Raw genomic sequence first — 26,801 nt, 5'->3', positions numbered from 1 at the left:
TAACACGGGCTCTTTGACCGATAAGAGAGGCAAGGGTGGAGACGCAGCTCATGGGCTGCAGGTGGTGTTCAGGCAGCCGCAGCGGCAGACCGACCCGGCAATTTTCGGGTTTCGAGGCTGCGGCTACGGTTGGGCCCGCCCGGAGGCGGAACGCAGGTTGGCGAGGAGACAACAGCAAATGATGACCTTTGATCGGTGCCCAGTATGAGCGACCGCAACGCGCGAGCCTCCGCGACAAGCCATGACACCCTCGCCATTCCGATGAGCCTGTCAGAGTTGGAGCAGTACCTTGCTCGGGCCGCTGATCTGTTGCGCGGGAGCATCGACCAGGCGGACTTCAAGGCGTACATCTTCCCGTTGATGTTCTTTAAGCGGATCAGTGACGTCTACGCGGAGGAGTATGAGCGGGCGCTGGTGGAGTCGGACGGCGACCACGAGTACGCGTCGTTTGCCGAGAACCACCGCTTCGGGATCCCCAGCGGCAGCCTGTGGGAGGAGGTCCGGGCCCGTACTGAGAACGTCGGCCAGGCCCTGGTGACCGCCTTCCGCGCGATAGAAAAGGCCAACCAGGGCGTGTTGTACGGGATCTTTGGCAACGCCGCGTGGACCAACAAGGACAAGCTGCCCGATGCCAAGCTGCGTGACCTCATCGAGCACTTCTCCACGAAGACGCTGAGTAACGCGGCTGTGACCCCGGACGTGTTCGGGCAGGCGTACGAGTACCTGATCAAGCGATTTGCGGACCAGTCCAACAAGAAGGCCGGCGAGTACTACACCCCGCGCTCGGTGGTCAAACTGCTCGTCGACATCCTCGATCCGCAGGAAGGCGAGACGGTCTATGACCCGGCCTGCGGCACGGGCGGCATGCTCATCGAGGTCATCGAGCATGTGAAGCGCCAGGGCGGCCGGCCCCAGGCTGTCTTGGGCAAGCTCTACGGCCAGGAGAAGGTGCTCGCCACCTCCGGCATCGCCCGGATGAACCTGCTCCTGCACGGATTCGAGGACTTCCGCATCGAACGCGGTGATACCCTGCGCTCACCAGCCTTCTTCGACGGCTCGCGACTCGCTCAGTTCGACTGCGTCATCGCCAACCCGCCGTTCTCGCTGAAGAACTGGGGCGACGAGGCGTGGGCCTCGGACCGGTGGGGCCGCAACAGGCTCGGGGGCGTCCCGCCCAAGGGGTACGCCGACTGGGCTTGGGTCCAGCACATGATCACGTCTGCCGCACCCGAGACCGGCCGCGTCGCCGTGGTTCTGCCGCAGGGCGCGCTGTTCCGCCAAGGTGCTGAGGGGCGCATCCGGGAGCATTTCCTCAATGCGGACCTGGTCGAGGCCGTGATTGGGCTCGCGCCCAATCTCTTCTACGGCACCGGCCTGGCGGCGTGCGTGCTGATCCTGCGCCTACGCAAGCCCGATGATCGCAAGGACAAGGTGTTGTTCATCAACGGCGAGACGTTGTTCAGGCGCGGCCGTAACCAGAACACCCTCGAGCCCGATCACGCCGACACCCTGCTGCGGGCCTACCAGGCGTTCGCTGACGAACCCGGCCTGGCCGCGGTCGCCGCGCTCGACGACATCAGGGCCACCGGCTTCAACCTCAACATCCCGCTGTACTTAGCCCCCGCTGATGACGGTGAACAGGGCACGCTGGAGCAGGCCCTCGCCGACCTCGAAGCCGCCAACGCCGCCGCCCGCGACACCCGCGCCGCCCTGGAAGCCGAACTTGCCAAGTGGGACCTCGCCCCGACGGAGACGACCGCATGAGCACCCGCATTACCCAACGCGAACTTGAGTCGTACCTGTGGGGCGCCGCCGTCCGGCTGCGCGGACTCATCGATGCCGGCGACTACAAGCAGTTCATCTTCCCGCTCGTCTTCCTCAAGCGACTCTCAGACGTCTACGACGAAGAACACGCGGCGGCGCTGAAAATTTACGGCGACGACGAGCTGGCCGACCTGCCGGAGAACCACCGCTTCGCCATCCCAGACGGCGCCCACTGGGACGACATCCGCAAGGTCACGAGCAACGTCGGCGCGGCGATCCTCGCCGCCATGCGCGCGATCGAGTCAGCCAACCCCGACACCCTGCCCGGCGTGTTCGGCGACGGCGACTGGGGCAACAAGAACCTGCTGCCCGACGCCACCCTCAACGACCTCATCGAGCACTTCTCCACCAAGACGCTCTCGGTGGCCAACCTGCCCGAGGACGAACTCGGCCAGGGGTACGAGTACCTCATCAAGAAGTTCGCCGACGACTCCGGCCACACCGCCCAGGAGTTCTACACCAACCGCACCCTTGTGCATCTGATGACGATGATGCTCAAGCCTGAACCGGGAGAGTCGGTCTACGACCCGACCTGCGGCACCGGCGGCATGCTCATCTCTACCGTTGCGGAGCTGCGCCGCCAGGGCAAGGAGTGGCGCAACCTCAAGCTCTACGGCCAGGAGCTCAACTACGGGACGTCCGCCATCGCCCGGATGAACCTGTTTCTTCACGGCATCGTTGACGGCCACGTCGCCCACGGCGACACGCTCGCCAAGCCCGCCTTCCTCGACCGCAGCGGTCGGCTGCGCGCCTTCGACGTTGTGCTCGCCAACCCGCCGTACTCCATCAAGGCGTGGAACCGTACCGGGTTCGCCAAGGATCCGTACGGCCGCAACATATGGGGTGTCCCACCGCAGGGACGTGCCGACTATGCCTTCTTCCAGCACATCGCCGCTAGCCTCGACCTGAGGTCCGGTCGCGCGGCCATCCTGTTTCCCCATGGGGTGCTCTTCCGGCGGGAAGAAGCAGAGCTCCGCGAGAAGTTGGTGAAGTCCGACCTGCTCGAAGCCGTCATCGGACTCGGAGCCGGGCTGTTCTACAACTCCCCCATGGAAGCCGTGGTCGTCACGCTACGCGCCAGCAAGGTCACTGAACACCGCGGCAAGGTCCTCTTCATTAACGCCATCAACGAGGTCGCCCGCGAACAAGCACAGTCGTTCCTGCGGGACCGCCACCAGAAGAAGATCCTCAGGGCGTACGAAGCGTTCGCCGCCGACGAGGGCTTCGCCGCTGTCGCCACACGCGACCAGATCGCCGACAAGCAGTACAACCTCGCGATCCCGCTCTACGTAACCCGCACAGCCTCCATTGACGGAGCCGCGGCGGTGAGCCTGACCGAGGCGGTGAAAGCATGGCGAGCCGCGGCCGCCGAGGCCGACACCGCGATCAACGACGTCCTCGCACTCCTGCGGCAGGAGGTGACCCAGTGACTCTCAACCTCGACAAGAGCGCCTGGAAACGCGTGACGCTCGGAGACGTGGCGGCAGCCTCCAAGGAGAGGGTTGATCCCGAGTCGGGCGAGGTTGAGCGGTACGTCGCTGGCGAGCACATGGACACCGACGACCTAGAAATCCATCGCTGGGGCGAAGTCGGCGACGGGTACCTCGGCCCTGCCTTCCACCGACGCTTCTACCCGGGTCAGGTTCTCTATGGCTCACGGCGGACATATTTGCGCAAGGTTGCGGTCGCGGAGTTCGACGGGGTTACCGCCAACACCACGTTCGTCGTCGAGACGAAGGACCCAGGCCGTCTGCTGCAGGACTTCCTGCCTTTCGTGATGACATCGGAGCCGTTCCACGCCTTCGCGATTAAGGAGTCAAAGGGTTCTGTTAATCCGTACGTGAACTGGTCCGACATCGCCCGGTACGAGTTCGATCTGCCGCCCCTCGACCAGCAGAAGCGTCTCGCCGGCCTCCTTTGGACGGTTGAGCGGCACAGAAGAAGTGTTGCTTTACGTGTCAGTGGGGCGAAAGAAGTTCTTCGGGCCAGTCTGCCGGACTTGCTGTTACAAAAGACTACTACGGATGGCGAGCAGGTATCCATCGGTGAGGTCGCGAAGGTCAGGCACGGTTTCGCATTCGCTGGCGAGTACTTTTCGGAGGACCCTGGCCTGCCAACCGTTGTGACTCCCGGGAACTTTGTCATTGGCGGGGGATTTCGGATAACTGCTCCCAAGACCTACGCAGGTCAAGTCGACCCAGCCTACGTCCTTGAGCCCGGCGACTTGATCGTCACTATGACGGATCTGAGCAAAGCTGGCGACACCCTGGGCTTTTCGGCGGAGGTACCGGACGATGGTTCGGTCTATCTACACAATCAGCGGATCGGGAAGATCATCATGCTGGATGAGAAGCGACTGTCCGCCCGATTCCTGGCGTGGATCCTGCGCACCGCTGAGTACCGCCGCTACATCCTTTCAACAGCTGCTGGCTCGACCGTCCGACACACCAGTCCTGCTCGAATCGAGGCCTTCCGGCTCGCCCTACCGCCGCTCGCGGCGCAGACGCACGCGGTTGCAACGATCGAAAGGATAGAGCGTACTAGCGAGGCGGCTATAAATGAGGTTCTGGCGTCTGCGGCCCTGACGGCCGCATTATCCGCCGACATCTTCGGAGGCGGAGAATGATCTTCAACGAGGCGAACACGGTACGCGACTTTGTCCGCGACGTGATCGCGTCTAACAACATCCAGGTAGCCCTCGGCGCCAACCTGCCGCGACGTACTGATGAGGTCCTGTTGGAGGCGCACGTCAGGGAGGCGCTGATCCGGCTGAACCCGGAGATTGGGGCGGACCCGCGTCTCGCGGACGAGGTGATCTACCAGCTGCGGGCGGTGATCATATCAGGTCGGCAGTCGCCGAATCCGGTGGTGGCGAACGAGGAGTTCGCCGCGTGGCTGACCGGACAGAAATCGATGCCGTTCGGTCCGACGGGCGAGCATGTCACGGTCCAGCTTATTGATTTCGACAACGCTCACTCGAGCGCTAATCAGTGGATCATCTCAACGGAGGTGACGTACAGAGTCGGGCGGGTCGAGCGTCGCTTCGATCTGGTGCTGTGGTGCAACGGCTTCCCGCTCGTCGTCGGCGAAGCCAAGTCCCCGGTGCGCCCGGCGTACACGTGGATCGACGCGGCCGCACAGATCAACGAGGACTACGAGGTCAACGTCCCGGCGTTCTTCGTGCCTAACGTCTTCAACTTTGCCACGGAGGGAAAGGACTTCCGGTACGGGTCGGTCGGTATGCCCGTCGACCTGTGGGGTCCGTGGCGGGAAGAGGCCGACCATGACGCGCCCGTGCCGACCGGCCTGGCAGCGGTGCGGCAGGCCGTCGCAGTCGTGCTCACGCCGTCGGTGGTGCTGGGCTTCCTGCGATTCTTTACCGTGTTTGCCACGGACAAGAAGCATCGCAAGATAAAGATCATCGCGCGGTTCCAGCAGTTCCAGGCGACGAATCTCATCGTGGAGCGGGTGCTGCACGGGCGGATTAAGCAGGGCCTAATCTGGCACTTCCAGGGCTCCGGCAAGTCGTTGCTCATGGTTTTCACCGCGCAGAAGCTGCGCGCTACGGCGGGGTTGACGAACCCTACGGTGATCATCGTCGTCGACCGCATCGACCTGGACATGCAGATCAGCGGCACGTTCAACGCCTCGGACGTGCCGAACCTGGTTTCGACCGAGAGCCGTAAGGAACTGCAGGAGCTCCTCAGAGCGGGTGCGCGCAAGGTCATCATCACCACGGTGCACAAGTTTGGCGAGGCTCCGGGCGTGCTCGATGCCCGTGACAACATCATCCTGATGGTCGATGAGGCCCATCGGTCCCAGGAGGGCGACTATGGGCGAAAGATGCGCGAGGCCCTGCCGAACGCGTTCCTCTTCGGCCTGACCGGCACGCCGATCAACAAGCGTGACCGCAATACGTTCATGTGGTTCGGGTCGGAGGAGGACGCGGGCGGATACCTGTCGAGGTACTCCTTCCAGGACTCCATCCGCGATGGTGCAACGCTGCCCCTGCACTTCGAGCCGCGCCTGTCGGAGATCCACCTCGACGACGCCGCGATCGACGCCGCTTTCGAGGAACTGGCCGAGCGGTATCGGCTCAACGAAGCGGACAAGACCACGCTGTCGAAGAACGCAGCTTCGCTGGAGGCGCTGATCAAGGCGCCCGAGCGGATCCGCAAGATCGCCGCGGACATCGCCGAGCATTTCCGGACGAAGGTCGAGCCGCAGGGACTCAAGGCGCAGGTGGTCGTCTACGACAAGCCCACCTGTGTCGCCTACAAGGCGGAACTCGACCAGCTCCTCGGACCCGACGCGTCCACCGTCGTGATGAGCCGCAACGCGCGCGACCCGCAGGAGTGGAAAGAGAAGTACACCCCTGACCGCGACGAGCTGGAGCGGATCACGGCCAGGTTCACCGACCCGGCCGATCCGCTCAAGATCATTATTGTGACGGCCAAGCTGCTCACTGGGTTCGATGCGCCGATCCTGTACGCGCAGTACCTCGACAAGCCGCTCAAGGAACACAACCTGCTCCAAGCCATCACCCGCACCAACCGGGTCTACCCGCCGAGCAAGACTCACGGGCTGATCGTCGACTACCTGGGCATCTTCGATGACGTCGCCAAGGCGTTCGCCTTCGATGAGAAGAGCGTCCAGCAGGTGATCAGCAACATCGCCGTCCTGCGCGAGCAGCTCGGTCCGGCCGTCGAGGCCGCGCTGGCGTTCTTTCCCGGCGTCGACCGGACGGTGGGTGGCTATGAAGGGCTTATCACTGCCCAGGCATCCATCAGCAGCGACGAGGCCCGCGATGCCTTCGGCGGCGCTTTCAGCGTCGTGGCCCAGCTGTGGGAAACCCTCAGCCCGGACTCGATCCTCTCGGCATACGAGGCCGACTACCGGTGGCTCACCGACGTCTACGAGTCGGTACGGCCGGCGGACGTCTCCGGCCGGCTTGTGTGGCGCACCCTCGGCGCCAAGACGCTGGAGCTTATCAACGAACACGTCATCGTCGAGGTGCCACGCACCGACCTTGAGACGATCATCTTGGACGCCCAGGTGATCGAAGACCTCATGACGGGCAAGACGAAGGACGTTGACCCGGTCGAGGTCGAGAAATGGATCACCGCCCGTATCGCCAAGCACATCGGCAACCCCGTCTTTGTCGAACTCGGTAAACGACTCGCCGCGCTACGGGAGAAGTACGCGCACTCCCAGCAGGCCAGCCTGGACTTCCTCAAGGAACTGTTCGCCCTTGCACGCGACACCGTGGCCGCAGAGAAGGCGGCCGCTGAGGTCCCACGCGAGGAGCGGGGCAGGGCGGCGCTGACGGAGCTCTTCGAGTCACTCAAGGGCGACGAGACCCCCATCATCGTTGAGAACGTCGTCAACGAGGTCGACCAGGTTGTCCGTGCGGTGCGTTTCGAGGGCTGGCAGAACACGCGCGACGGCGACCGCCTGGTACAGCAGTCCCTACGCAAGACGCTCTACATCAAGTTCAAGATCCACGACAACGACGTGTTCGAGCGTGCGCTCGGGTACATCCGTGAGTACTACTGATCGCGGCTTTGTGCGCAGTAGTGGGCGCGGCGTGGTGGCTCGATCGCTGAATAGGCCGGTGTGCAGTTCCAAGAATGTCGGCTCTTCGAAGTTGAGCGGAGTTGAGGTGTCCGCGGTGGCGTCGGGTGGCGGCGGTGCGGGTTCGGAGGGTATGCAGTAGGCCCTGGTCCTGGCCCTCAGCCCCGCTTCTTCAGCCGGCAGGTGCCGAAGCCGCGGCACCTGCCGGCTGGGGAGGGTAGCGGCAGTCGCCGCCCTCACCGCCGCCAGGTCAGGACGCCTCGGCGAGGATCGAGCGGTTGAGCGGAACTCTTGGAGGTAGCGGATCCGGCCTTGCCGTTGGCAGAAGGCAGCGGACGTGTCGGCAGGGGCTACACGGGCACTTGGAGTTGGTCCGCGACCATCCGCCAGGTCAGCTCGGCGGGCAGTGGCGACACGATGACACCCGCCCCATGAAGTAACCGCAGGTGCCGGTCATAACTCGGGTGGGCGCCAAGCTGTGCCTTGACATTCGGGAACGCATACACCGGGATTTCAGCACCGGGCGCCTCGTTGAGGATGCCGAGCGCGAGTGTGTCGTTGATCCCCTGAGCCCACTTGTTGATGACGTTAAACGTGGCCGGTACGACGGCAACGGCGGTCGCCGGAGGGTGGGGTCCGGGCGTCCGCCACTTGACCCGGACCGGATACCTGGTCTGCCGCGCGAGCGCTTTCCTGTCGATCCAGTTGGCAGCCGTCGGCGTAGCGGTGAGGCAGACGGTCCAGCCCGTCTTGTTGTAGCAATTCGATCAGCTCGCCGATGCGCAGCACGGGAGGAGCGGCGCAGGCGACCAGAGACAGCACGCCCCGCGGTGTCATGCGACCAATCCGGCCCGTCCAGCCAGCGGCCGCAGCCCCGGTGTCGCCGCTCGTCGCTCCTTCGCCAGCAGGTCGAGCAGGAGGGCGCGAGCCTGGACGTTGGCGCGGACCACCTCTGCGGCTATCCGCTCGGCTTCGAGCAGTTGCAGCACCGAGACCGACCTGTCGCCGGACGACATCATCGCCGGCTGCGGCCAGGTCGACGTGCACCTGTGCCCTTCGGCCAACCAGCATTGTCGGCAGCCGAGACGTGTCGAGCCTGGTGCCAATTGCCAGTGCCTGTTCGGCGTTGCCCGCCCGGACTGCAGCCGAAACCGCTTGGATATCGACGTTTGTGGGACCAAACCCGGTTCACAACCGGTTGCGGTCAGAGCCCAGCGCCGTTGCCAGTCTTCCGGCCTGCGCTAGGAAGTGAGCCGCTTCCTTTGGGTTGCCCTGTCCGGCAGTCATCACCCGCAGCCAGTAGCAGCAATGCCCCCTGAGCGGAAAGCAGGTCGGGATCATTCGCTGAGGCGGCGGAGGTCAATCGTTCGATGCTGGTCCGGTCTGCGCATCCAGCTTTGCGGGTCGCCCGTGGTCGTCAGCTACACCGAAAAGCATCTCCTCGACCTTCAGGAGATGGCCCGCGCGGATGAAGCGACGGTGCCCGGGACGTAGACCGAACCTCGTCACCTGGCGCGCTGGAAGCTGACTCCTGCTTCTGGAAATGCATCGCGGAGTGAGTTCAGCGTCGGCTCGGTGTTGCGACCCCAGATCTTGCGCACGACCCAGGTCGTGCCGTCCTCGACGAAAGCGAGCTCCGTGAACCAGCGGCTGACATCCACGCCCTCGTACTGCTCGGCGAGAGCGGCACGGACCTCTTCGTCGGTGTGGTGCTCACCCGTGAGGGGCCGGAAGCGACCTGGGGTGAGCACCTTGCCGATGGCCGCCGCAGGCACCCCCCGCTCTACCAACTTCTCAAGCATGAGACGCACTGCCCGGCGCTTGTTCTCGTCCGGCAGTAACTGACCGTCGACCACGATGTGATAACGGGTCCAGTCCCGGTTGTCGCTGCTCCGCCGCTCCTGCTCGATGACCTTGCGACCGACGCGGATCTGATAGTCCGCCGCCTCAGGCAACGGAATCACCTGCTGGATGTCGAGCAGGATCCGCCCGTCGATCTGGTAGGGGATGAGCCGCACGCAGCGGACGTCCATACCTTCGAACCGGTTGAGCCACAGCACTGCGGTGGTGAGCTCCCGGCCGAAGTCCGCTGAGACCAGCATGATCCGCACATCTGAGGAGACGATTGGGGCTTCGTCACCGTCGCTGACATCCAGCCAGTTGAGCAGCTCGGAGCGTGCGTCGACCTCGTCCTCTGGATGTGTCTTGGCCAGATGCGCCTCGTAGGCGGCAACGACCTCGTCGAAGCTCATGGCCGACACCATCGCCGCGTACCGCAGCGCCTGGAGCTCCATGTGCCCACCGTCGTCGGTGCGTTTGAGCTCGATAACCACCAGGTGCCCTGTTTTGTCAACGGCGAGCAGGTCGATACGGCGTCTTGAGTCCTCCCAGTTGCCGAACTCCTCGGCGACGACCAGCAGATCGGGGCTGAGCACGGCGATGTCGTCCCGGAGAAGCCGTTGGAGATCGTTTCGCTCGTAGAGCCCGAGGGCCGCGAACCGCGCGGCGTCGTGCCGCCGCAGGCCCTCCCCGTCGATCTCGTAGAGTGGCACACTTCCTCCTTACCGATACATCCCGCCTCTATGTGTCCGCCCTGGGGTCCCCGGGGCAGGCCTAGGGGTTGGTGAACGAAGACAAGCCACCAACCTGGGCTATCGCCTTGCGGAGTCGGGTCTGAGCGTCGATGAACCAGTCTACGTATTCCACCCACTGGTCGCTGTTCGCGATGTCGCCCTTGCGGTACTCGGCGATGCGGCAGCCCTTCTTGCCTGTCAGAGGTTCGTAGGACAGGGTGCCCCCGAAGATGGGCTCCAGCCTCGCGCGGGCGGCGACGAAGCGTGCCTCGTTGACCGACGGGTCAGGATGCTGAAAGAAGACCTCGCTTGAAAGCCCCGATTTGCTGAAGGTGCACGCGTAAGACACCCCGCCCATGCCGGCAGGTAGCGACTGCCAGTTCTGCGGTAGTCCCTTGCTCGACGTCGTCCACCCGAGATCGCGCTCGTGGAGGGTATCCAGGAACTTCGTCCAGAACGCCTGATAGGCCATAGCCCGGTCGCTCGCCGCAGCGTCACCCTTCGCAATCGCCTTGACCTTCTTGCCCCAGTCGTTCGGCTGCACCACTAGCCGCATGAGAGGCGCCGGGATTGACTCGCCAATCCGCACAGCGCTGATTTCAATCCCAAAAAACCGAGTGTTCTCGTCCGTGCGGGTGTTCAGCCAGTCCAGGGCGGCGCGGTGCTCCTCCCGGAACTCGGTCGCGATCCACACCACGTTCACCGGCTCTGTCCCACCGGCGTAGGTCAGCAGCTGACCCAGGTGGCCGTGATCCGTCCTCGCCAACTGGTTCTCAATGATCACCGCCTCATTCGTCGCCTCGTCGACGCCGATCAGGTCCAGCGAGAATCCGCCCACGGGATGTTCTGCCGCCGACAGTGCAAGGTCCATGCCCAGCACCTCGCCGAGAACGTCGGCGTTCGCCAGCAGCCACGGCGTGAAGGTATGCGCTTCGTGCTTCCAGACTTCACGTACGTCGACGGCTTCGAGCTTGCCAAGCGTGGGCAGACTGGCGGCGACATCGGCTGAGGTCATACCGCCGACGGTAGCGGCCCGAGCCTGGTTGTGGTGTCCGCGAGGCGGTCGAGCAGCAGCCTTTGCGGATGATCAACAGGCTCTAAGTGGCGCTGACCGGTCAGGCGATTGGGTCCTTTCCGGTCCGGTCGGTTCCACGGGCTGCTCTTCCTGGCCGGATTCATTAGGATCACCATTCTTCCGCCGTCTACGGCCTGAGCCCTCCAACGCCCTCATGGAAGGAGTCGGTGATGAGTTCCGATGTTGACAGCCAAAGCAGGCTCGATCGTCTCATGGCCAGTCCGTACTATGAGGCGGTGGTGGCTGCGAACCGGTCGTACTTGAACGTCGCCGTACCCGATGCCGCCGAGTTGGAACGAGAGCACTGGGCTCTTTCCTGCCTGCCGAATACCAGGACCATCACCCGCAGGCTCTCGGCGGTCAGCATGAAGACGATGGAGACCTTCGTCCTGTACGAGCCCGTTGAGCCGCTCGGCGAAGGGGTAGCCGGAGGCTTTGTCGTCGTTCGCCGGTCAATCCTCGACAGAAACTGGCCCACGCCACGGGCTTTTGCGAGCCGGTTCCCGGGGCTGACCGTCGAGGAGTCCGACTATGTCGACGCCGGCTCCGACCAGGTGAGGGTCTCGGGTCGGCACGATGACCTGATGGCGGCGCTCGAGGACGAGGACTTCGCCGAGGCGGTCCGGGACCTGGTCGGGCCACTGCTCAGGTCTCGAACCATCCACAGCCGCGGCCACAGCTACCCCCTCGCCGACCAGGTGCTGGAGCGCGTCTCCCGCAGCGCAGAGTGGATCTATCCGGTCAATGAGCAAAGCCGTGCGTGGGACGATGACCTGGGTGTCCTGGAGTTCTTCCAGACACTGCCCTACGGCGACATGGACGATTGGGATCTGGCCTCCTGCTTTCACCAGATCAAAGCCGGTGACCGGATCTGGGTCTACGCCACGAGGCCTCTGAGCCGTCTCGTCGGCGCCTGCGTCGCCTGGTCTGACTCATACGAGAAGATTGATGGGGACGCGAGGCAATGGCGGCTGGAGATCCGGTGGGACCGCCCACTCACGCGGTTCCTGGTCCGGAACTTCATCGCCGCGGCGGATGTCTTGACCTCGTCGGTTCAGACTGTTCGGTCGATGCGATCCGCGGAGGCGCTCAGCCTGAGAAAGGCGCTGGACGGTCACCAGGCGCCCGAGCCGCAGAACCTTCCAGAGGGGCGGCGACGCCGGCTGGCGGAGGTCACCGCCCGGCAGGGCCAGGCTGACTTCCGCCGCCGGCTCATCGAGGCGTACGGCGGACGCTGCGCTATCAGCGGCTGCGACGTCGAGGCGGTACTCCAGGCGGCCCACATCGACCCGTACAACGGACCCGCGACGAACCGGGTCAGCAACGGCCTGCTGCTTCGGGCCGACCTGCACAACCTCTTCGACCGAGGGCTGATTTGGATCGACGGCTCGTATCGCGTGCGGGTCGTGGAGGGCCTCGATCACTACGCCGAATGGGACGCCCAACGAATCCAACTCCCGCCCGTGCAGCATCGGCCCGACAAGGAGGCACTGCTGCGTCACAGGCGCGAGGTCGCGGGCGATCCCACGGCCTAGGGGAAACGGTGACAGATTGTTAACGGCCCAGCGCTTACCGGCGGTCTTGGCCGGACCTGGCCCGCATCTAATCCAGGAGCCTGGCGTCCACCTAGAGTCGGCCGGCAACCCTGCAGTGCCTTGGGCAACACCCCAATGGCAGCCGGGTGGTATGGCACGCCTCTGCTGGCCCGTGCGACGGCGTCTCGTTAGCGTGCCGCGTCCAGCAGCGCCAACATCCGCTTGGTGCTCTCGACGATCTGGTGAACGGCGGCATCCCGATCTCCACCGGGAGGGAAGACCACCGGGCTTGCCCAGCCGGAGCCACGGGTCGGCCAGAGCCCTGGTTCATCGTTCTCAATGCTGCTGAGCACGATTCGCAACTGGGCTTGGGACCAGCTGTGCTGCGGTTTTGCGTTGACCCAGACGGGGGAGATGCCATAGCGCGCCCATTGGCCGAGCCAAATTCCTACCCATACGTACGTCCCAGTCTCACTGGTCAGGTAGTAGCCGAAGTTGTTGTACGTCCGGTCCTCCCTGAGCTGACATCCTGAGTTGGCGAGCAAGGTGCCAGCCTCCTTGACCGCGCTGAGGGCCGCTCGGAACTGCCTCCCAGCCCTGCGGTCGAGATCGCCGGGCGCGAAGGGCAGCCACTGCTCATGGTCGGCGTACCAGGTGACCAGGCCCTCCAGCTGCCTTAGGTCGGACTCGTCCGTGTCTTTGCAGGCGCTCCGAATGGTCTGCAGCAGAAGGTTCCAGCTGAACGCGGCGAGCCGACGCCCGTCCCCCAGATCCTGGACCAGCATGCCGTCGCCTGCCCTGGCGGCGTCGATCGGGAGGCTGCCGTCCAGACCACCGGGCCCGGCAACCAGGGTCGGCCACATGCCGGTCACCCGCTCGGCCGGCATGAGGAACGCAAGGAGCCCTGGTCGCCCTTCCTGCAGGCGCTCGCGATAGTGCGGCCCCATCTGGGCTTCGGTCAAGCCCGCGTCGAACTTGGCCTCCAACACAACTCGCGCCCCTGACGCGTCCATGCCGACGAGGTCAGGGCGTGCGTCGTCGTCACCGCGTACCTCACGGATCCAGTGCAGATTCGGCGGCAGCCCGGGGCAGAGCTGCACGAGGATCCCCTCGGTCGCACGTCGAGCAGCCTCGCTGGTTTCGAGTAGGTGCACCAGGCTCTCAGTGGCGACGGTTTCCGGGGAGAGGCCGCGACTGGCCACGATGGCGGCGAGCAGGGACGTATAAGTCATCGTGTGCCTCTCATCGAGAACGGGGAAGATGTTCGCCGGAGCGAGGGATCCCGCATCGCCGCTTGCCCACCGCCGATAGGGGTCGAGTCGGCACGCGATGACAGAGCGACTCGGGCGCTATCGGCCCTTCCGGTCCTCATTCCGCGGCTGGCCTTGGGTCGTCGTGCGCTTCGGACTCGGATGATGTCCAGATCGACGCCCTCGCCCGAGGGACGTTAAACCAGCCTTTCTCGGTCTTCGCGTCATAGTGCAGGACGCGGCCGTCCTGATGGGCTGAGAACCGACAGCGGGCAAGCGTCACCTCCGGCGCCTACCGTTGGAATACCAGCGAAAGAGATCCACAACGGACGCTTGCCGGCCGAAGTCAAGGGGTTCCTCCCGAGCGACCTCGGTCAGCTCCTCGATAAAGTCCTCGTGGGCTCCGTTGCCCGGATCCTCTCCGGTCCCTCTGACGTAGAGGACAATGAATGCCGCCGGCCGTCCGTCCTTCTTGGGGCGGATTACGCGGCCCATCCGCTGAATCATCTGGCGCTTGCTTCGACTTGCCGCCAGGATCACGCCTACCTCTGCTTGCGGGACATCGATTCCCTCGTCCAGAGCCCGTGGGGCGGTCAGCACCTTCAGTTGTCCCTCCCTGAACCTTGCTAAGCGGTTCTTGCGTGCGTCGGCGTGCAGGTCGCTGTGGAACTCTTCTGCCTGCACACCGTTCGCTCGCAGGACGGCCGCCGCCTGTTCTGCACTGGCCTTGGTCTCGCCGAAGACGAGCCCACGGTCCGCCGTAGCGAAGATCGGCGCCAGCGAGGCAAGGGCTTCCTGCTTGCGGCGGCATTCGGCCAACAGCTGGCGACGCTTGCTGAATGCCGTCAGATAACTACGGGCGTCTCTGGTACTGGGATCCGCATAGCTGCCCTGGCGAAGCCGGTTGACGGCACTCATGAACTCGCCGAACGGTTCCTCTGGGCATCCATGGTCGGAGGTAAGCCGGCGTCGGAGAGCCCTGGCGCGCTCGTCGTACTCGTTGTGCCTCTCTTGTTCATCCGGGGTGAAGTCGACCCCTAGGAAGCCGACGCGAAACGGAGCCAGGATCTCGTCGGTCAAGCCACGTTCGTAGGTGCATCCCGCCACCACACTGCCGAAGTATGGCTGAAGGTGCGCGATTATGCCGTGATCCTTGCGCTCATAGGTCGCGGTCAGGCCGAGCCGGGCACCGAAGCCCGGCTCAAGAGCATTGGCATATTTTGGTGCCCCGTAGCGGTGCACCTCGTCCGCGACCAGCAGGCCAGGGGTGCTCGGCGGCAGCATCCATTCCTTGGCGGCGGACTGGACGGTGGCTACAAGAACTGAGTGCTCGTACAACGTGTCCTTATGCCCGTCACCGAACCGTCCCACTCGGTCGACACGGAGATCACGCTGTAGGACTTCGTACCACTGGTCAAGCAGCTCACGCGACGGCACGAGCACCAGCACCTTCTCCCCGGCATCCAGGGCCGCCGCAGCTGCCAACACTCCGACGGCAGTCTTACCGGTGCCGGTGACCGCCTCCACGACGCCTCGGCGGCCTTGGGCGCGCCACTCGGCCAACGCCTCGGTCTGCCAGGCACGCGGCTTATTGCCGCCATAGGACGGGGGTGGTAGTTGCACCGCCGCCGCGAGGAGCGCCGCCCAGTCGTCTCGTGCTTCAGTAGCCAGACGCCAGAGCGGTGGCGTCGCGTCATCATGGGCGAACCTTGCTCTGCTGCCATACAGAGCCCGGTTGACCTGCCTTGTGTTAGACGCGGGCAGGCCCAAGCGCTGCAACCCCGCAAGCAACTGCCGCTTGTTCTGCCCTGGCTGCTCCGCCAGAAGTTGCTGTAGCGCCGACCACATCAACTCTCGCTGCACGTCATCGCCTGCAGCGACGGTTGAGGAGTAGCTGCTCACTGTCTCGTTTCCTCCTCCAGCAGCTCGCCAGCCCTGGACAAGACCGCGTGCCAAAGATTAGGAGCGACCGTTTCCTTTAGCAGGGTCACAACCTCCTCAGCACCCAGATCAATAAAGCGCCGCGAAACCGGGCGAGGCGACTGCAACGTGTTGGTCGGTGTCTGCCGTGCGACGTCAACGGCGGCCGGGGCGAGCAAGGCATGCCGTCCCTGGGCGTCGTCGCCGAGAAGGGCCAGATCCGATGGTTTGCCCTCGAGCCTTACCACTTCGGTCGCACCTGAAGGCTGCGTTGTGCTGGGGCCTACATCCTCGAGACCCAGTTCTGCCGGGAGGCAAAGAGCGACGATGTCGAGGTATCTCGTGGCGCGCGTGAGAGCGACGTAGAGCAGTCGATGCCCTCTATCGTCCTCCGCGATGATGTCGTTCGGCTCGACGACCACAACCGCGTCGAACTCCAGGCCCTTCGACTCATGCGGGCTGACGACGTTCACCCCCGGGCCGAGCTCGCCGGCTGAGGCGGCTCGCCATGCGACGTCTTTGGCCGTGAGCTCCCGCTCAATTTCCGTCCGCGCTGAACCGGGGCAGATGATGGCCACAGACCGCCCGTGCGACGCGTGATCCATGGCCATCCGAACCGCGAGCGGCGCACGCTCATCCTCGTCCTGGACTCGTTGCACGACAGGATCGGCCGGCCCCTCCCGGACAACCTGAGGCGCTTCGATACCGGGGGCCGCGACCGGCAGAAGCGTGGCTGCGAGGTCGAAGACCTGCCGAGGGACCCGGTAGCCGTAGCGGAGCTCCTCCATTATGTGGGGAAGGTCTGCGGGCAGATGGTCGAGCAGGTCGTCCCAGTCGTCGCGTGCCCAATGGCCTGTTGACTGCGCGATGTCTCCCACTACCGTCATAGAGCCGTTACGGGAGCGGCGAGCGATGGCCCGAAGCTGCATGGGCGAGAGATCTTGTGCCTCGTCAACAACGATGTGCAGGTAACGAGGCTCGATGCCGTTGATCAAGTGGTCGAGCTCATCGAGCACCGCGAGATCGGCGTCGCTCCAGGTCTCGTCGGAAAGACGCTCGGCGGGGCGCCGATGCAGCAGCGACACCTCTCGTGCCGTGAACTCGTCCCCTGCGGCAGCGATAAGCCGGTCCCGAGAGCCGTAAAGCTCTCGGAGGAAGGACGCTGGAGTGAAAGAGGGCCAAAGCTTGTCCATGGCCGGATCGAGGGCGGTGCGCAGGCGCCGATGGTCCATGCGTACCTTCGGGCCCACGAGCTGCGTCAACAGATCTCGGAACAGGTAGCGCCGTTCAGAGTACGTGCCGGCGCTGGCCCGGCATCGGTTCACCAGTGGTCTCAGCTCCTCGGCCGTGAGGCTCAGCGAGCGATTCCCGATCTGGATCTCGACCCACTGTTGCCCCTCCGCCGGTCCAACCCGACCGTAGAGCGCTCGTCGAACCAACCCCGCCATGCGGCCGTCACCCTTGAGCTTGATGACGACGGGCTCGTCGTGGCGGCCCCTCTTCACCGGCGGATGCAGTTGATGCACGTCGACATGGGCAACGTTCGTGTCGCCGAGGCTGGGCAGCACCAGCCGGGTGTAGCGGGTGAAGGTCGGCGTCGGACCGACGATGAGGATGTCGTCGGCGGCAAGGCTCCCGAGACTGTTGAACAACAGCCAAGACACCCGGTGCAGGGCGATCGCGGTCTTACCTGTGCCAGGGCCACCCTGAATCACCGTCAGCTGGTCGGCGTCCGCGCGGATCAGGTCGAACTGCGATGCCTGGATCGTCCGTACGATCTCCCGCATCGTTCCCGTCCGGTTCGCCTCCAGATCGGTGAGCAGCGCATCGCTGATCTCTTCGTACGACTCCAGTTCCTCGACCGCTTCGGCGAGCTGGGCGAACACCGTGTCGCTGAACGAGACGATTCGGTTCGTGGAACAGTCGTAGGTGCGCTTCAGCCGCAGGCTCTTGGGGTCGGCGTGGCTTGACTCGTAGTAGCGGGCAGCCGCCGGCGCCTGCCAGTTCATGACGACGAGCTCCGAGTCGTCATCGAAGATCGCATGGTGGCCGATGTAGAAACGCTCGCCGCTCTCATCGTCCATGCGCCCGAAGGCCACCGGCTCATCCGAGCTGCCGATGCGATCCAGCCGGGCCTGCGTGTCCTGCCTAATACGGGCTGCGGCCCCGCTGTTGGCGGCGGCGCCTGCTGCAACGCTCAGGGTCCTCCGCATGCGTTCCCGATGATCCCACGCCGCGTCGAAGTACTTCTGCTCGCGACGGAGCTCCTCCGAAAGCACATCCATCCCGGCCTCCCCGTTGCCGCTCGTTCCCGTGCAGTCCGACACATACGGACGTCGGGTTGACGGACGCCGATCATTGTCTCGGTGCAAGGTCTCCCGACGATATGAGGCGCTACGGCGGATGTGGCTCGGCCGGACCGACTGCTGGACTTGGACCTTCGGCTAGCAGGGCCGTAGTTTCTTGGCTCCTCAGCACGGGTGTGGCATCTCCGGTGGGTGGGAACGTCAATGCTGTTGCCGGGGACGGATGAAGACACCGCCAAAGCCGCCGCCCATCTGGTCACGTCTGGCGCGTCGATCTCAGCTACCCCCACTGGATGTCCGCGGCCAGCCCGCGGGGGTAGAAAGCCGGGATGCGATCGCCCGCCAGTCCAGCTCGGCTGGCAGCGGTAGCGCGATGACGCCAGCGTTGCACAGCAGCCGCAGATGTCTTTCGTAGCTGGGATGTGCGGCGAGCTGCGCCTTGACGTTCGGAAGCACGTACACAGGGACGCCGGCGCAAAGTGCCTCGTTCAAGATGCCGAGCGCCATGGTGTCGTTGATCCCCTGAGCCCACTTGTTGATCACGTTGAACGTAGCCGGCACCACGGCAACGGTGTCCGCCGGCGGGTGCGGCTCCGGCTCACCTGGCTTGCGCCACTCCACCCGCACCGGATACCCCGTCAACTGCGCCAACGCCTCCTGATCGATCCAGGTCGCCGCCGTCGGCGTAGCGGTGAGGCAGACCGTCCATCCGTCCTCCTGCAGTAGCTCGATGAGCTCCCCGATCCGCAGCACGGGAGGAGCGGCACAGGCGACCAGAGCCAGTACTCCTCGCTGAGTCATGCCAACAGCCCAGCCCGCTCCGCCAGCGGCCGCAGCCCCGGCGTCGCTGCTCGCCGCTCCTTGGCCAACAGGTCGAGCAGCAGCGACCGCGCCTGCACGCTTGCGTGGACCACCTCGGCGCCCACCCGCTCGGCTTCAAGCAGGTGCAGCACCGATACAGACCTGTCGCCGGACGACAGCAGCGCCGCCGCCGCTAGGTCGAGGTGCACCTGCGTCCGTCGACCGACCAGTACCGCCGGCAACCGTGACGTGTCGAGCCGCGACCCGACCTCCAGCGCCTGTTCCGCATTGCCGGCCCTAACTGCGGCGGAGACCGCGTGGATGACGACATTCGTCGGACCGAAGCCGGTCCACAACCGGTTGCGGTCTGAGCCGAGGACCGTCGCCCGCTCACCGGCCTGCGCAAGGAGCTGGCCCGTCTCCTTCCGGCTGCCCTGTCCGGCCGCCATCAGGGCAGCCAGAAGCAACAGCGACCCTTGCGCCGAGAGCAGATCGGGATCGTCAGCAGGGCCAGCGAGGCGGTCAATGCTGGTGCGCACAACGTGCTCGGCCTCGGCCGCTCTCCCGGGCAGCTGCATGAGCCCGCACGCTGCCTGATAGGCCGCGACGGCCGCCAACGCTTGGTCGTCGGCGAGCCGGGCGGCGGTGGAGGCCCGGTCGGCGGTCAGCAGGGCGGTGTCACCATCACCCACCTTGGCCGCCAGCTTCGACGCCGCGATGTAGGCGGCAGCGAGCAGCCGGAATGCGCTGCTGCGATGCAATCCAGCGGCGTCATCGGTCAGGGCCGTTGCCTGGCTCAGCACGTCTGGCAGTAAGCGGGCAGCTGAGGTGTAGCTCGCCCGCTGGTAGAGGTTGTGGACTCGGCCGATAGCTCGGCGCACCACGACCAGTGAGGGAGGTGGCCCGGCGGGCGCCGGAAGGTAGCTGGTGAGGAAGGTTCGAAGTCCGTTCAGCAGTTCATGACAGGCGGGGCCGGAGGCGGGACTACGAGCGTCGTCTCCCATGGCCTGCCCTCGATGTGCTGCCACCGACACGTCGACGAGCATGTCGTCGAGAAGCTCGAGCGTAACCCCCAACGCGGAGGCGATTCGCGTGCGATGCCACGGCTGGGGATCTGTCTCGGCGTTCTCCCAGCGCACCACGGTCGACCGTTCCACGCCGAGAAGTTCGGCCAGGCGCTCCTGGCTGAACCCAAGTGCCTTGCGCCGTTGACAGAGCCGGTGCCGCTTCAGGGCCACGCCCGATCTCCCTTCGTTCTGCTGCCACTTTAGTAACCGTCTATCGATTGGGCGGGCACGCAGACGCCTCATTTCTGCGTCACTGAGGCCCCTCTGGCGCTGTAGTACCTGCTCAGGCTGAACCCGAGCCTGGACGCATGGCCCGGGGCGGGTGCCGGGCTCCGGCCGCGTCGTTCCCCCGTACGGCGGTGGCCGTCCCCGCCCGCCCCGGTGCCACTCCACGCACCCCACCGCCGGAGGCGCCCACCGATGTCCGCCGTACTCGCCGAGAGACCCGTGCTCACCCCGGTCACCGAAGAGGACTTAGCGCTCGCCGTCCACGTGGTCCGCGTCTACGCCCCGGAGCTTTGGCCGCAGGGCCAGGCGCGCCCCAGCGAAAGCGTCCCGTACCCGTGCGGCCTGGCCCGCTGGGCCCACGCCATGATTCACGCCGGGGGCCTTACCAAGGAGCAGTTCGGGGAGCCGGCGTGACGGAACCGGAGACGCCCGAGGCGGTCGTCCGATGGCTCAGCCTGGTCGCGGCGGACGCGGAGCTGTCCCCGTACCTGATCGGCGTGGACCGGGACCGCCTGACGGAGCAGGTGGCACGAGCGTTGGTCACCGGCACCGACCTGCCGTACCTCGGTTGGTCGGAGGCCGAGCACCGCCGCGCGGAGAGCTACCTGCGGCGGCGCTCGTTCTGGGAGGAGGTCGAGGACCGCTGCCCAGGCCTCCTGCCTGAGCGGGGCGCCCCGCTGATCGAGGCCGCCCTGCGCCGGCTCACCGACCGGCCGGACCGCCCCGAGAAGCTGGCGCTGTTGAGCGTCCTGGGCCGCACGTACCACCGCTTCGGCCTGCGACCAGAGCACCAGACGGTCATCGACGACGCGCTACGGACCACCGTGCCCTGGCAGGAAGTCGAGCGGGCAGCCACACGAGCCGGGGACGGCCCGGCCTGGTGGCCGGTCGAGGTGCTCGACCACGATCTGGCCTGCGACGGGGTCGCCATCCTCACGGTGCGGCCGTGGCGGCGGCTGCCCTACCGGCCCGGTCAGGCGGTGCCGGTCTGCACACCGCGCCGGCCCGGCCGGTGGCGCTGGCTGTGCCCGGCGAACGCGCCGCGCCCGGACGGCACCCTCGAGCTGCACGTCCGCGCGGTCCGCGGCGGTACCGTCTCCACCAGCCTGGTCCATCAGGTCCGCCCCGGAGAGCTGCTTCACCTCGGCCCGCCGGCGGACACCGGGCTGAGCCTGCACGACGGGGACCTGCTGCTGATCGCCGGCGGCACCGGGCTGGCACCGCTGCGCGCGATCGTCGAGCAGGTCGCCGCCGCCCCGGACGGCCGGCACGTAACCCTGGTCGCGGGAAGCCGTGACGTGGCGAGCCTGTACGACGCGGTCACCCTCGACAAGCTTCAGCAGGCCCATGACTGGCTGACGGTCGTGCCGGCGTTCTCCCATGATCCGCTCGCCGAGCCGGGGGAGCGGGGCGACGCGTTGACCGTCGCCCTCGACCATCTGCGCGGTGAGCAGCTGGTCTACGTGTGCGGTCCGCCGCTGATGCTGTCCGGGTCGCGGTTGCGGCTGCTCGCCGCCGGGGTGCCCGCCGGGCGGATCCACCTGCCGGATCGGATCCCGTGGCGGTGACCGTCTACCGCAGCCGGCAAACCCTGCGCGGCCCGCTCACCCCGGATCGGATCGCCGCGCTGCCGTTGCCGTTGACCCGACGAGGGCGGCGCGGCTACCAGGTCGACGAGGTCGATGCCCTGCTGCACCGCCTTGCCTTCGAGTTGCAGCGGCGTACGCGCGAGCGGGACGACGTGCGGGCGGAGAACCAGCGGATCAAGAGTGCGCTACGGGCGTGGCAGGCGGAGCAGCGGACGTACCGAGATCCGTGACCTCACGGCTGGCTCGCCGCCCGGTCGCAGGTGCCCGCCCGGCTTCCGGTCCTACCGCACCCGCCGCTGTGGAGTAGACGGTGTGAGCAGCCCGGTCAACCGGACTGCTCACACCGTCACGGCCATCAGGATGCTCGCCCGTGCGGGCCGGGCGCGGTGCGGGCGGGGAACTCTTGGTCGTGGTGGGTGTCGGTGTAGGGCAGGTCGATGAGGCGGCGACGGGCGGCGCCGAGACCAACCAGGTGCCACACCTGCTCGGCGGGGCTCGCGCCGGTGGCGGCGCGTAGGTCGGCGGTGGTGGTGGCGATGACCGCTCGTGGCGTGGTGCCGGTGAGGCGGTGGTGCAGGTTCGCCTCCCGTCGCGCCGACGGTAGGTGAAACAGAACCGGCCATGCCCAGGTGCTCATCGCGTACAAGCGTTCGTACTTGGCGATCTTCTCGGTGAGGACGTCGAGGCGTTCACGGCCGGTGTCGTATTCGAGGAAGAACGGCACCGAACGGTCCTGCTCGGTCCACACCCCGGCGCCGTCCGGGCGGGGCAAGCCGCTCGGACCGTGGACCATGACCTGCGGGTTCCCGCCTTTGCGGTAGAACACGCCCGGGTCGTGGAAAGCGGACGCAGGCTGCCAGCGGTCCAGACGGCTGTTGGGGTGGGTGCGGGCGTGGGCGGCCAGGTCGATGAAGACCCGGTTGCCGCCCAGCAGATGGGGTAGGTCCGGTCGTGACGTGAGGGACCGTTTGCGGCGGCGGGCCTGGTCCCGGCGTGGCGGGCCGAGTCCGCGTTGGGCGCGGACATGCTCGTAGCCGAGCTGGTCCAACAGGTAGTGGTACGGGTAGGAGCCACCGTCGGGTTTGTTGGGTCGGAACCGGTCCACCGCGCGAAGAACGGTGAGGCGGCGTAGCCGGCGTTGCGCGAAATCGAGGGACGGGAACAGGGCGGTGGCGATCTGGTCGGTGGTCAGCAGTCCGTGGTCGTAGAGCCAGCCGAGGAGGCGGTCGTCGCGGGCGGTGATGCTGGCCTGCAGGCGCAGCAGCGGATCCGGCACCGGTAGCGGTTTACGCATGGGCGGCCCCTGGGGGGACACCCCACACAGGAGGGTGTGTCTGGAACCGCTCGGGCTCGGCGAGAGCGGACCTCACCTGGGCTGCCAGCGAGTCTCGGGGGTCAATTTGGGGGTCGGTATCAAGGCGGACGGTGAAACGGGGATCGACACCGACACCGGCATGGCCGGTCACACCGCTGCAATCGTGGTGTGAGAGGGCGCGTGTTGCGGGTCGGTGACAGCGCTGGCGGCGCTGGCGGGGGCCGTTGAGCTGGGTCAGCATGCTCGTCGCTCCTTCACTGACCGGAGTGCGGGTGAGGGGCAGTAGATGCACTGGCTGCGGGCGCCGTGGCGGGCGGGGCGGTGTTCGCTCTGACAGGTCCGGTCAGGCTCTGTCAGGAGGCGGGCTTCCTGACAGGCGCTGGTCTGACAGGGGCGGTGTGCTCTGTCAGAAGTCGCCGGTTGTGGTTCTGTCACGCGGCCTCCTGACGTGACAGGTGCGGCGAGGCCAGGGCCGGTGGGGTGGCCTCGGCGCGGAGGACGCGCACGAGCGCTGAGGCGGTGGCGTTGGACAGGTGATGCCCGTCCGCCCGCAGCTGCCGGGCGAGTTCCTTGCGGGACAGGGGTGTCCCGTTAGTGGCGAGCGTGTGGGCGGCGGTCCGGGCGGCCGGGACCAGCGCGGTGACCTCCGGGCCCCGGTCCCGGACCGGCGGGCCGCCGCGGCGGCGGTCCGGGACCGCCGGACCCTGGTCCGCCGTAGCCGGGACCGCGGTGGTGACGTCCCGGACCGTGGCAGCCCTCGTGGGGACCGGCAGCGGCAGTCCGGGGACCGGCTCGCGGCTGTCCGGGACCGCAGCGTCCACGACCGGCGGTGGTCCCGGCTGGCCCGGTATGGGTCGGGCGGTGTGGTCGGGTGGGGCGGGGTCGGCGCGGCCGAGGGCGATCTTCACCATCGTCAGGAAGCCGAGCGCCGGCAGCGCGGCGGCGACCCAGCCGATCACCGACGCTTCGGCCTCCACGACCTGCGCGGCCAGGGACAGGAACACCGCCACTGTCAGTACGGTCGCCGGGAAGGCGACGCTCTTGCCCAGGCGCCGGTTGCGGCGCAGTTCCAGACCGGCGGCGATCGAGGCCAGTTCCAGCACGACCGCGTCGGCCCAGGCGAGCCAGCCCGGCTGGCCGTGCGCCGCCGCGACGTCATGAACGTGGCGGAACGAGGCTGCCCCGGCCGCGCCGCCGATCAACAGCATGATCAGCACCTGGATCCGGTTCTCCAGCCGCTCCCGCCCCGACCGCATCTCGTTGTGCAGGTCAGGCGGCCGCTGCTCAAGTGGTGCCAACGGCCCACCACCCGTCGACACGGCGCCCGGGTAGAGCCTCGATTGGCGCCGCCCTGGGCAGGCGGACCGAGAAGGCAGCCGCCGGCCTATTTGTATTGATGAGGGTTGAGACCATGTTCGTGCTCCAGCTTCATTTGTAGGGGTTCACGGGCGATGCCGGATGCCGCCGAGGTCGCGCCCACCCGCACAAGGCCAAGTCCCGGGCAGGTGCGACCCCTGCCGGGTGATGCCTCTCGCCGATGCCGGGCAAGCCGACGGTGCCGCGCGCAGGGCCTTCACCCCGGCAAGGCGGACGCCTTGTGCGTGCAGGGGTTGGCAAATACCTTTCTATGCTCGAGTCGACGAACGGCCCAAGCCCTGCGCAGGGGCAGGCAGCCGGGCAGCAGGTGTCGCCACAACCCGTACTGCAGGCTGAAGTCAACGGGCGGAAATCGGGGGCAGACGGCCAAGCCGAGCCACAGGGGGTCGCGACTCTCGCCACCGGCAGCGCTCGACAAGCGCCACAGTGGTGCGGCTCAACTCGCCGACGAGTGATCCTTCATGCGGGACCTCCCATCTCTCGATGTCCTCCGCAACGCCAGCGCGAGCAACAGCCGGCACCCCGTCCGGAGAGTGCCCGCGCGCCTCTTTGTGGCCGACCGCGCCAGCCGACGGTGCGGGAACGTATATCGAGTACGCCCCGGGAACACCCGCCGAGTCAACCCCGATTTCCGTGCAGCTCAGTCACCGAACCCTGACGCCAGTCCGGTGGAGTGCTACCCGCCAGGGCAGCCGCGGACAGACCGACGACAGGTGCCCTGGTCCTTTCGCCAGATCACGTCATCGCGCTGCTTCCAAACCCCGCGAGCCCGGTACTAGGGTCTCGTCTGGCCGTCGGTACGGCGGCTGGCCGACACGGGGAGGTGTCAATGCGGCGTCGTCAACTGCTGGCGTCCGGGATGTTCACGGCGATCGGGCTCAGCACCGCGGACCTACTGATAGCAGCACCGGCCGCCGCCGAGACGGCCCCGCCGAAAAGCGTCGGCGTCCAGCTTCCAGTGGACGACCTGCGGGCGATCGAACTCGACGAGGCGCGCGGCCGCCTCTACATCGCCCAGGGGGTCGGTGGAGGGCTGCCGCTGGTGGTGACCGACCTCGACGGCCGGCTGCTGAACCGGGTCACGGCCGTCGCTGACATCTCCGACCTCGTCCTCAGCGACGACGGGCGCATCCTGTACGCAGCGCAGGGCTTCAACCGGATCATCGCGCTGGACGCCGCCACGCTCACCATGATCGCCAGCTACCCCGCACCCGTCGGCGCCCACTTGTACACGGTCGAACCGACCGGCGGGAAGGTCGTCGGCGGGTTCATCGACGCCGGCATCGGCTCTGGCGGCCTGCTGATCTGGTCCGCGCCCGGCATCCCGCCGGTGGTCTACACCGCGGGCCCCAACTACCACCCGATCATCGACGCCAGCGCGGGCGCGCCCGGCCTCCTCGTCGCCGGCGACACCGGCTATTCGCCCGTCACCACGTACGTCATCGACGTGTCCGGTGACAGTCCGACGATCGTCGCCCGGCGGGACAACACCGGCAGCAACCTGATCGACTACGCCGTGAGCCCGGACGGCACCGAGGTGGTGGAGACGGTCGGCCACCCGTACGAGCACCACTCGTACCGGCTGCCGGATCTCGCCGACGCCACCGTCTATCCCAGCGGTGTCTATCCGCAGGACGCCGCCTGGTCCGGGGATGGCTCCACCGTCGCCATCGGCCGCGCCTCGACCGCCTCCGGTGACGCCGACGTCTACCTCTACGGCAAGGGCAGCACGGTCCCGACGTATGCCGTCGACTTCCGCAGCGGCGACAGCCTCTGGGAGGGCACGCTGCTGGTCAACCAGGCGGGCACCCGGGCCTGGGCGGTCAGCTCGACCGACCCCTACCAGGAAACGCAGCTGCTGCACTCCTTCGGGCCGGCGCACCCGCCGAGGCCGCCGGTTACCGACCTGGCCGTCACCGCCCAGGTGGGGACCGGCAAGGAGAAGGGCATCGCGCAGCTCACCGTGACCTGGAGCTCGCCGATCGGCGACGACAACTACTGGTGGATCACCGCGTCGACCAACGGCGGGGCCGAGCGGGAGTTCTGGCGCGGCAAGCTGGACGCCAGCGGCAGATACACCCTCACCTACTCGCTGCCACGCGGCACCACCACCTTCACGGTCCGGTACCGCGACTACTACCAGTTCTACCCGGACGGCTACGCGACCGCGGTGCTGCAGCGGTGAGCGCACCGATCCGGCGCCGCTGTCTGCTCGTCCGCTGCGGCGCACTGACGCTGCTGCTGCTCGCCGCTGGCCTTGCGGGCTGCGCCCGAACCGGTGCGGCCGGAGCTGGCGCCGCCTGGGCCACCCCGGCGCCCACCGCGGCAGCGACGGGGGGTGCCGCTGCGGCGACGACGAGCGCGGCG

20 protein-coding genes are annotated in these 26,801 nt (G+C 66.6%); 9 read left to right on the top strand and 11 right to left on the bottom strand.

Annotation, left to right across the window (positions count from 1 at the left end; translation table 11 throughout):
* Positions 1–204 precede the first annotated feature (204 nt).
* Genes ACFYPD_RS21275 through ACFYPD_RS21260 form a run of 4 tightly spaced genes read left to right on the top strand, consistent with a single transcriptional unit; the run spans position 205 to position 7,380 of the window.
* Positions 205–1,764: an N-6 DNA methylase gene (locus ACFYPD_RS21275; RefSeq protein WP_387116066.1), complete on the top strand. Its 1,560-nt coding sequence runs from the start codon at positions 205–207 to the stop codon at positions 1,762–1,764.
* A complete protein-coding gene (locus ACFYPD_RS21270; protein WP_387116063.1) occupies positions 1,761–3,254 on the top strand; it encodes an N-6 DNA methylase in 1,494 nt (497 codons plus the stop codon). Before ACFYPD_RS21275 ends, ACFYPD_RS21270 begins: the two co-directional genes overlap by 4 nt.
* Positions 3,251–4,450, top strand: a complete 1,200-nt coding sequence (locus ACFYPD_RS21265) for a restriction endonuclease subunit S (protein ID WP_387116060.1) — start codon at positions 3,251–3,253, stop codon at positions 4,448–4,450. Before ACFYPD_RS21270 ends, ACFYPD_RS21265 begins: the two co-directional genes overlap by 4 nt.
* Positions 4,447–7,380 (top strand): type I restriction endonuclease subunit R, encoded by a 2,934-nt coding sequence (locus ACFYPD_RS21260; protein WP_387116057.1) that lies wholly within the window; start codon positions 4,447–4,449, stop codon positions 7,378–7,380. The genes ACFYPD_RS21265 and ACFYPD_RS21260 overlap by 4 nt, the downstream gene beginning before the upstream one ends.
* Before the next feature lie 368 nt (positions 7,381–7,748).
* Here ACFYPD_RS21260 and ACFYPD_RS21255 read toward each other — a convergent pair whose 3' ends face one another.
* From ACFYPD_RS21255 to ACFYPD_RS21240, 4 genes are all read right to left on the bottom strand, one after another.
* The gene (locus tag ACFYPD_RS21255) at positions 7,749–8,099 is read right to left on the bottom strand and encodes a flavoprotein (RefSeq protein WP_387116505.1); all 351 of its coding nucleotides are present in this window, start codon (positions 8,097–8,099) and stop codon (positions 7,749–7,751) included.
* A 132-nt stretch (positions 8,100–8,231) separates the two neighbouring features.
* Entirely contained in the window at positions 8,232–8,387 is a 156-nt protein-coding gene (locus ACFYPD_RS21250) for a hypothetical protein (RefSeq protein ID WP_387116054.1), read from the bottom strand.
* Between the two features lie 516 nt (positions 8,388–8,903).
* Positions 8,904–9,950 (bottom strand): hypothetical protein, encoded by a 1,047-nt coding sequence (locus ACFYPD_RS21245; protein ID WP_387116052.1) that lies wholly within the window; start codon positions 9,948–9,950, stop codon positions 8,904–8,906.
* Between the two features lie 61 nt (positions 9,951–10,011).
* Positions 10,012–10,986, bottom strand: coding sequence for a DUF4268 domain-containing protein (locus ACFYPD_RS21240; protein ID WP_387116049.1), 975 nt, complete (start codon positions 10,984–10,986; stop codon positions 10,012–10,014).
* 230 nt (positions 10,987–11,216) lie between these two features.
* Here ACFYPD_RS21240 and ACFYPD_RS21235 point away from each other — a divergent pair, with 230 nt between their 5' ends.
* Positions 11,217–12,581 (top strand): HNH endonuclease, encoded by a 1,365-nt coding sequence (locus ACFYPD_RS21235; protein WP_387116047.1) that lies wholly within the window; start codon positions 11,217–11,219, stop codon positions 12,579–12,581.
* Positions 12,582–12,769: 188 nt separating this feature from the next.
* On the opposite strand, the gene ACFYPD_RS21230 is transcribed toward ACFYPD_RS21235, so the two are convergent.
* From ACFYPD_RS21230 to ACFYPD_RS21210, 5 genes are all read right to left on the bottom strand, one after another.
* Complete coding sequence (locus ACFYPD_RS21230; RefSeq protein ID WP_387116044.1) at positions 12,770–13,813, bottom strand: hypothetical protein; 1,044 nt, start codon at positions 13,811–13,813, stop codon at positions 12,770–12,772.
* Between the two features lie 297 nt (positions 13,814–14,110).
* Positions 14,111–15,733, bottom strand: a complete 1,623-nt coding sequence (locus ACFYPD_RS21225) for a DEAD/DEAH box helicase (protein ID WP_387116041.1) — start codon at positions 15,731–15,733, stop codon at positions 14,111–14,113.
* Positions 15,730–18,036: a HelD family protein gene (locus ACFYPD_RS21220; RefSeq protein WP_387116038.1), complete on the bottom strand. Its 2,307-nt coding sequence runs from the start codon at positions 18,034–18,036 to the stop codon at positions 15,730–15,732. Before ACFYPD_RS21220 ends, ACFYPD_RS21225 begins: the two co-directional genes overlap by 4 nt.
* A gap of 297 nt (positions 18,037–18,333) precedes the next feature.
* Positions 18,334–18,810 carry a flavoprotein gene (locus ACFYPD_RS21215; protein ID WP_387116035.1) on the bottom strand — a complete coding sequence of 159 codons (477 nt, stop codon included), beginning with the start codon at positions 18,808–18,810 and terminating at the stop codon, positions 18,334–18,336.
* Positions 18,811–18,854: 44 nt separating this feature from the next.
* Positions 18,855–20,096, bottom strand: a complete 1,242-nt coding sequence (locus ACFYPD_RS21210) for a helix-turn-helix transcriptional regulator (protein WP_387116032.1) — start codon at positions 20,094–20,096, stop codon at positions 18,855–18,857.
* Positions 20,097–20,345: 249 nt separating this feature from the next.
* Between ACFYPD_RS21210 and ACFYPD_RS21205 the strand changes: the two genes are divergently transcribed.
* From ACFYPD_RS21205 to ACFYPD_RS21195, 3 genes are read left to right on the top strand one after another with little or no spacing between them, the layout of a single operon-like run.
* A complete protein-coding gene (locus tag ACFYPD_RS21205; RefSeq protein WP_387116029.1) occupies positions 20,346–20,567 on the top strand; it encodes a hypothetical protein in 222 nt (73 codons plus the stop codon).
* Positions 20,564–21,721, top strand: a complete 1,158-nt coding sequence (locus ACFYPD_RS21200) for an FAD-binding oxidoreductase (RefSeq protein ID WP_387116026.1) — start codon at positions 20,564–20,566, stop codon at positions 21,719–21,721. The genes ACFYPD_RS21205 and ACFYPD_RS21200 overlap by 4 nt, the downstream gene beginning before the upstream one ends.
* Complete coding sequence (locus tag ACFYPD_RS21195) at positions 21,712–21,972, top strand: hypothetical protein (RefSeq protein WP_387116024.1); 261 nt, start codon at positions 21,712–21,714, stop codon at positions 21,970–21,972. The genes ACFYPD_RS21200 and ACFYPD_RS21195 overlap by 10 nt, the downstream gene beginning before the upstream one ends.
* Before the next feature lie 125 nt (positions 21,973–22,097).
* Here ACFYPD_RS21195 and ACFYPD_RS21190 read toward each other — a convergent pair whose 3' ends face one another.
* Entirely contained in the window at positions 22,098–23,036 is a 939-nt protein-coding gene (locus ACFYPD_RS21190; protein WP_387116021.1) for a replication-relaxation family protein, read from the bottom strand.
* Positions 23,037–23,488: 452 nt separating this feature from the next.
* The gene (locus ACFYPD_RS21185) at positions 23,489–24,313 is read right to left on the bottom strand and encodes a DUF2637 domain-containing protein (RefSeq protein ID WP_387116502.1); all 825 of its coding nucleotides are present in this window, start codon (positions 24,311–24,313) and stop codon (positions 23,489–23,491) included.
* A 950-nt stretch (positions 24,314–25,263) separates the two neighbouring features.
* Between ACFYPD_RS21185 and ACFYPD_RS21180 the strand changes: the two genes are divergently transcribed.
* Positions 25,264–26,619: a hypothetical protein gene (locus ACFYPD_RS21180; RefSeq protein WP_387116018.1), complete on the top strand. Its 1,356-nt coding sequence runs from the start codon at positions 25,264–25,266 to the stop codon at positions 26,617–26,619.
* The last annotated feature ends 182 nt before the right edge of the window (positions 26,620–26,801 follow it).

The organism is Micromonospora sp. NPDC005299, assembly GCF_042872345.1.
Taxonomy (GTDB): Bacteria; Actinomycetota; Actinomycetes; order Mycobacteriales; family Micromonosporaceae; genus Micromonospora.
This window is presented reverse-complemented; position numbering and strand designations above follow the sequence as displayed.

Excerpts from the sequence above, each read along its gene's own strand:
- ACFYPD_RS21260 (WP_387116057.1), top strand. The coding sequence starts at position 4,447 with ATGATCTTCAACGAGGCGAACACGGTACGCGACTTTGTCCGCGACGTG.
- ACFYPD_RS21230 (WP_387116044.1), bottom strand. The coding sequence starts at position 13,813 with ATGACTTATACGTCCCTGCTCGCCGCCATCGTGGCCAGTCGCGGCCTC.
- ACFYPD_RS21220 (WP_387116038.1), bottom strand. The coding sequence starts at position 18,036 with ATGGATGTGCTTTCGGAGGAGCTCCGTCGCGAGCAGAAGTACTTCGAC.
- ACFYPD_RS21180 (WP_387116018.1), top strand. The coding sequence starts at position 25,264 with ATGCGGCGTCGTCAACTGCTGGCGTCCGGGATGTTCACGGCGATCGGG.
- ACFYPD_RS21240 (WP_387116049.1), bottom strand. The coding sequence starts at position 10,986 with ATGACCTCAGCCGATGTCGCCGCCAGTCTGCCCACGCTTGGCAAGCTC.
- ACFYPD_RS21205 (WP_387116029.1), top strand. The coding sequence starts at position 20,346 with ATGTCCGCCGTACTCGCCGAGAGACCCGTGCTCACCCCGGTCACCGAA.
- ACFYPD_RS21235 (WP_387116047.1), top strand. The coding sequence starts at position 11,217 with ATGAGTTCCGATGTTGACAGCCAAAGCAGGCTCGATCGTCTCATGGCC.
- ACFYPD_RS21270 (WP_387116063.1), top strand. The coding sequence starts at position 1,761 with ATGAGCACCCGCATTACCCAACGCGAACTTGAGTCGTACCTGTGGGGC.
- ACFYPD_RS21185 (WP_387116502.1), bottom strand. The coding sequence starts at position 24,313 with ATGCGGTCGGGGCGGGAGCGGCTGGAGAACCGGATCCAGGTGCTGATC.
- ACFYPD_RS21275 (WP_387116066.1), top strand. The coding sequence starts at position 205 with ATGAGCGACCGCAACGCGCGAGCCTCCGCGACAAGCCATGACACCCTC.
- ACFYPD_RS21190 (WP_387116021.1), bottom strand. The coding sequence starts at position 23,036 with ATGCGTAAACCGCTACCGGTGCCGGATCCGCTGCTGCGCCTGCAGGCC.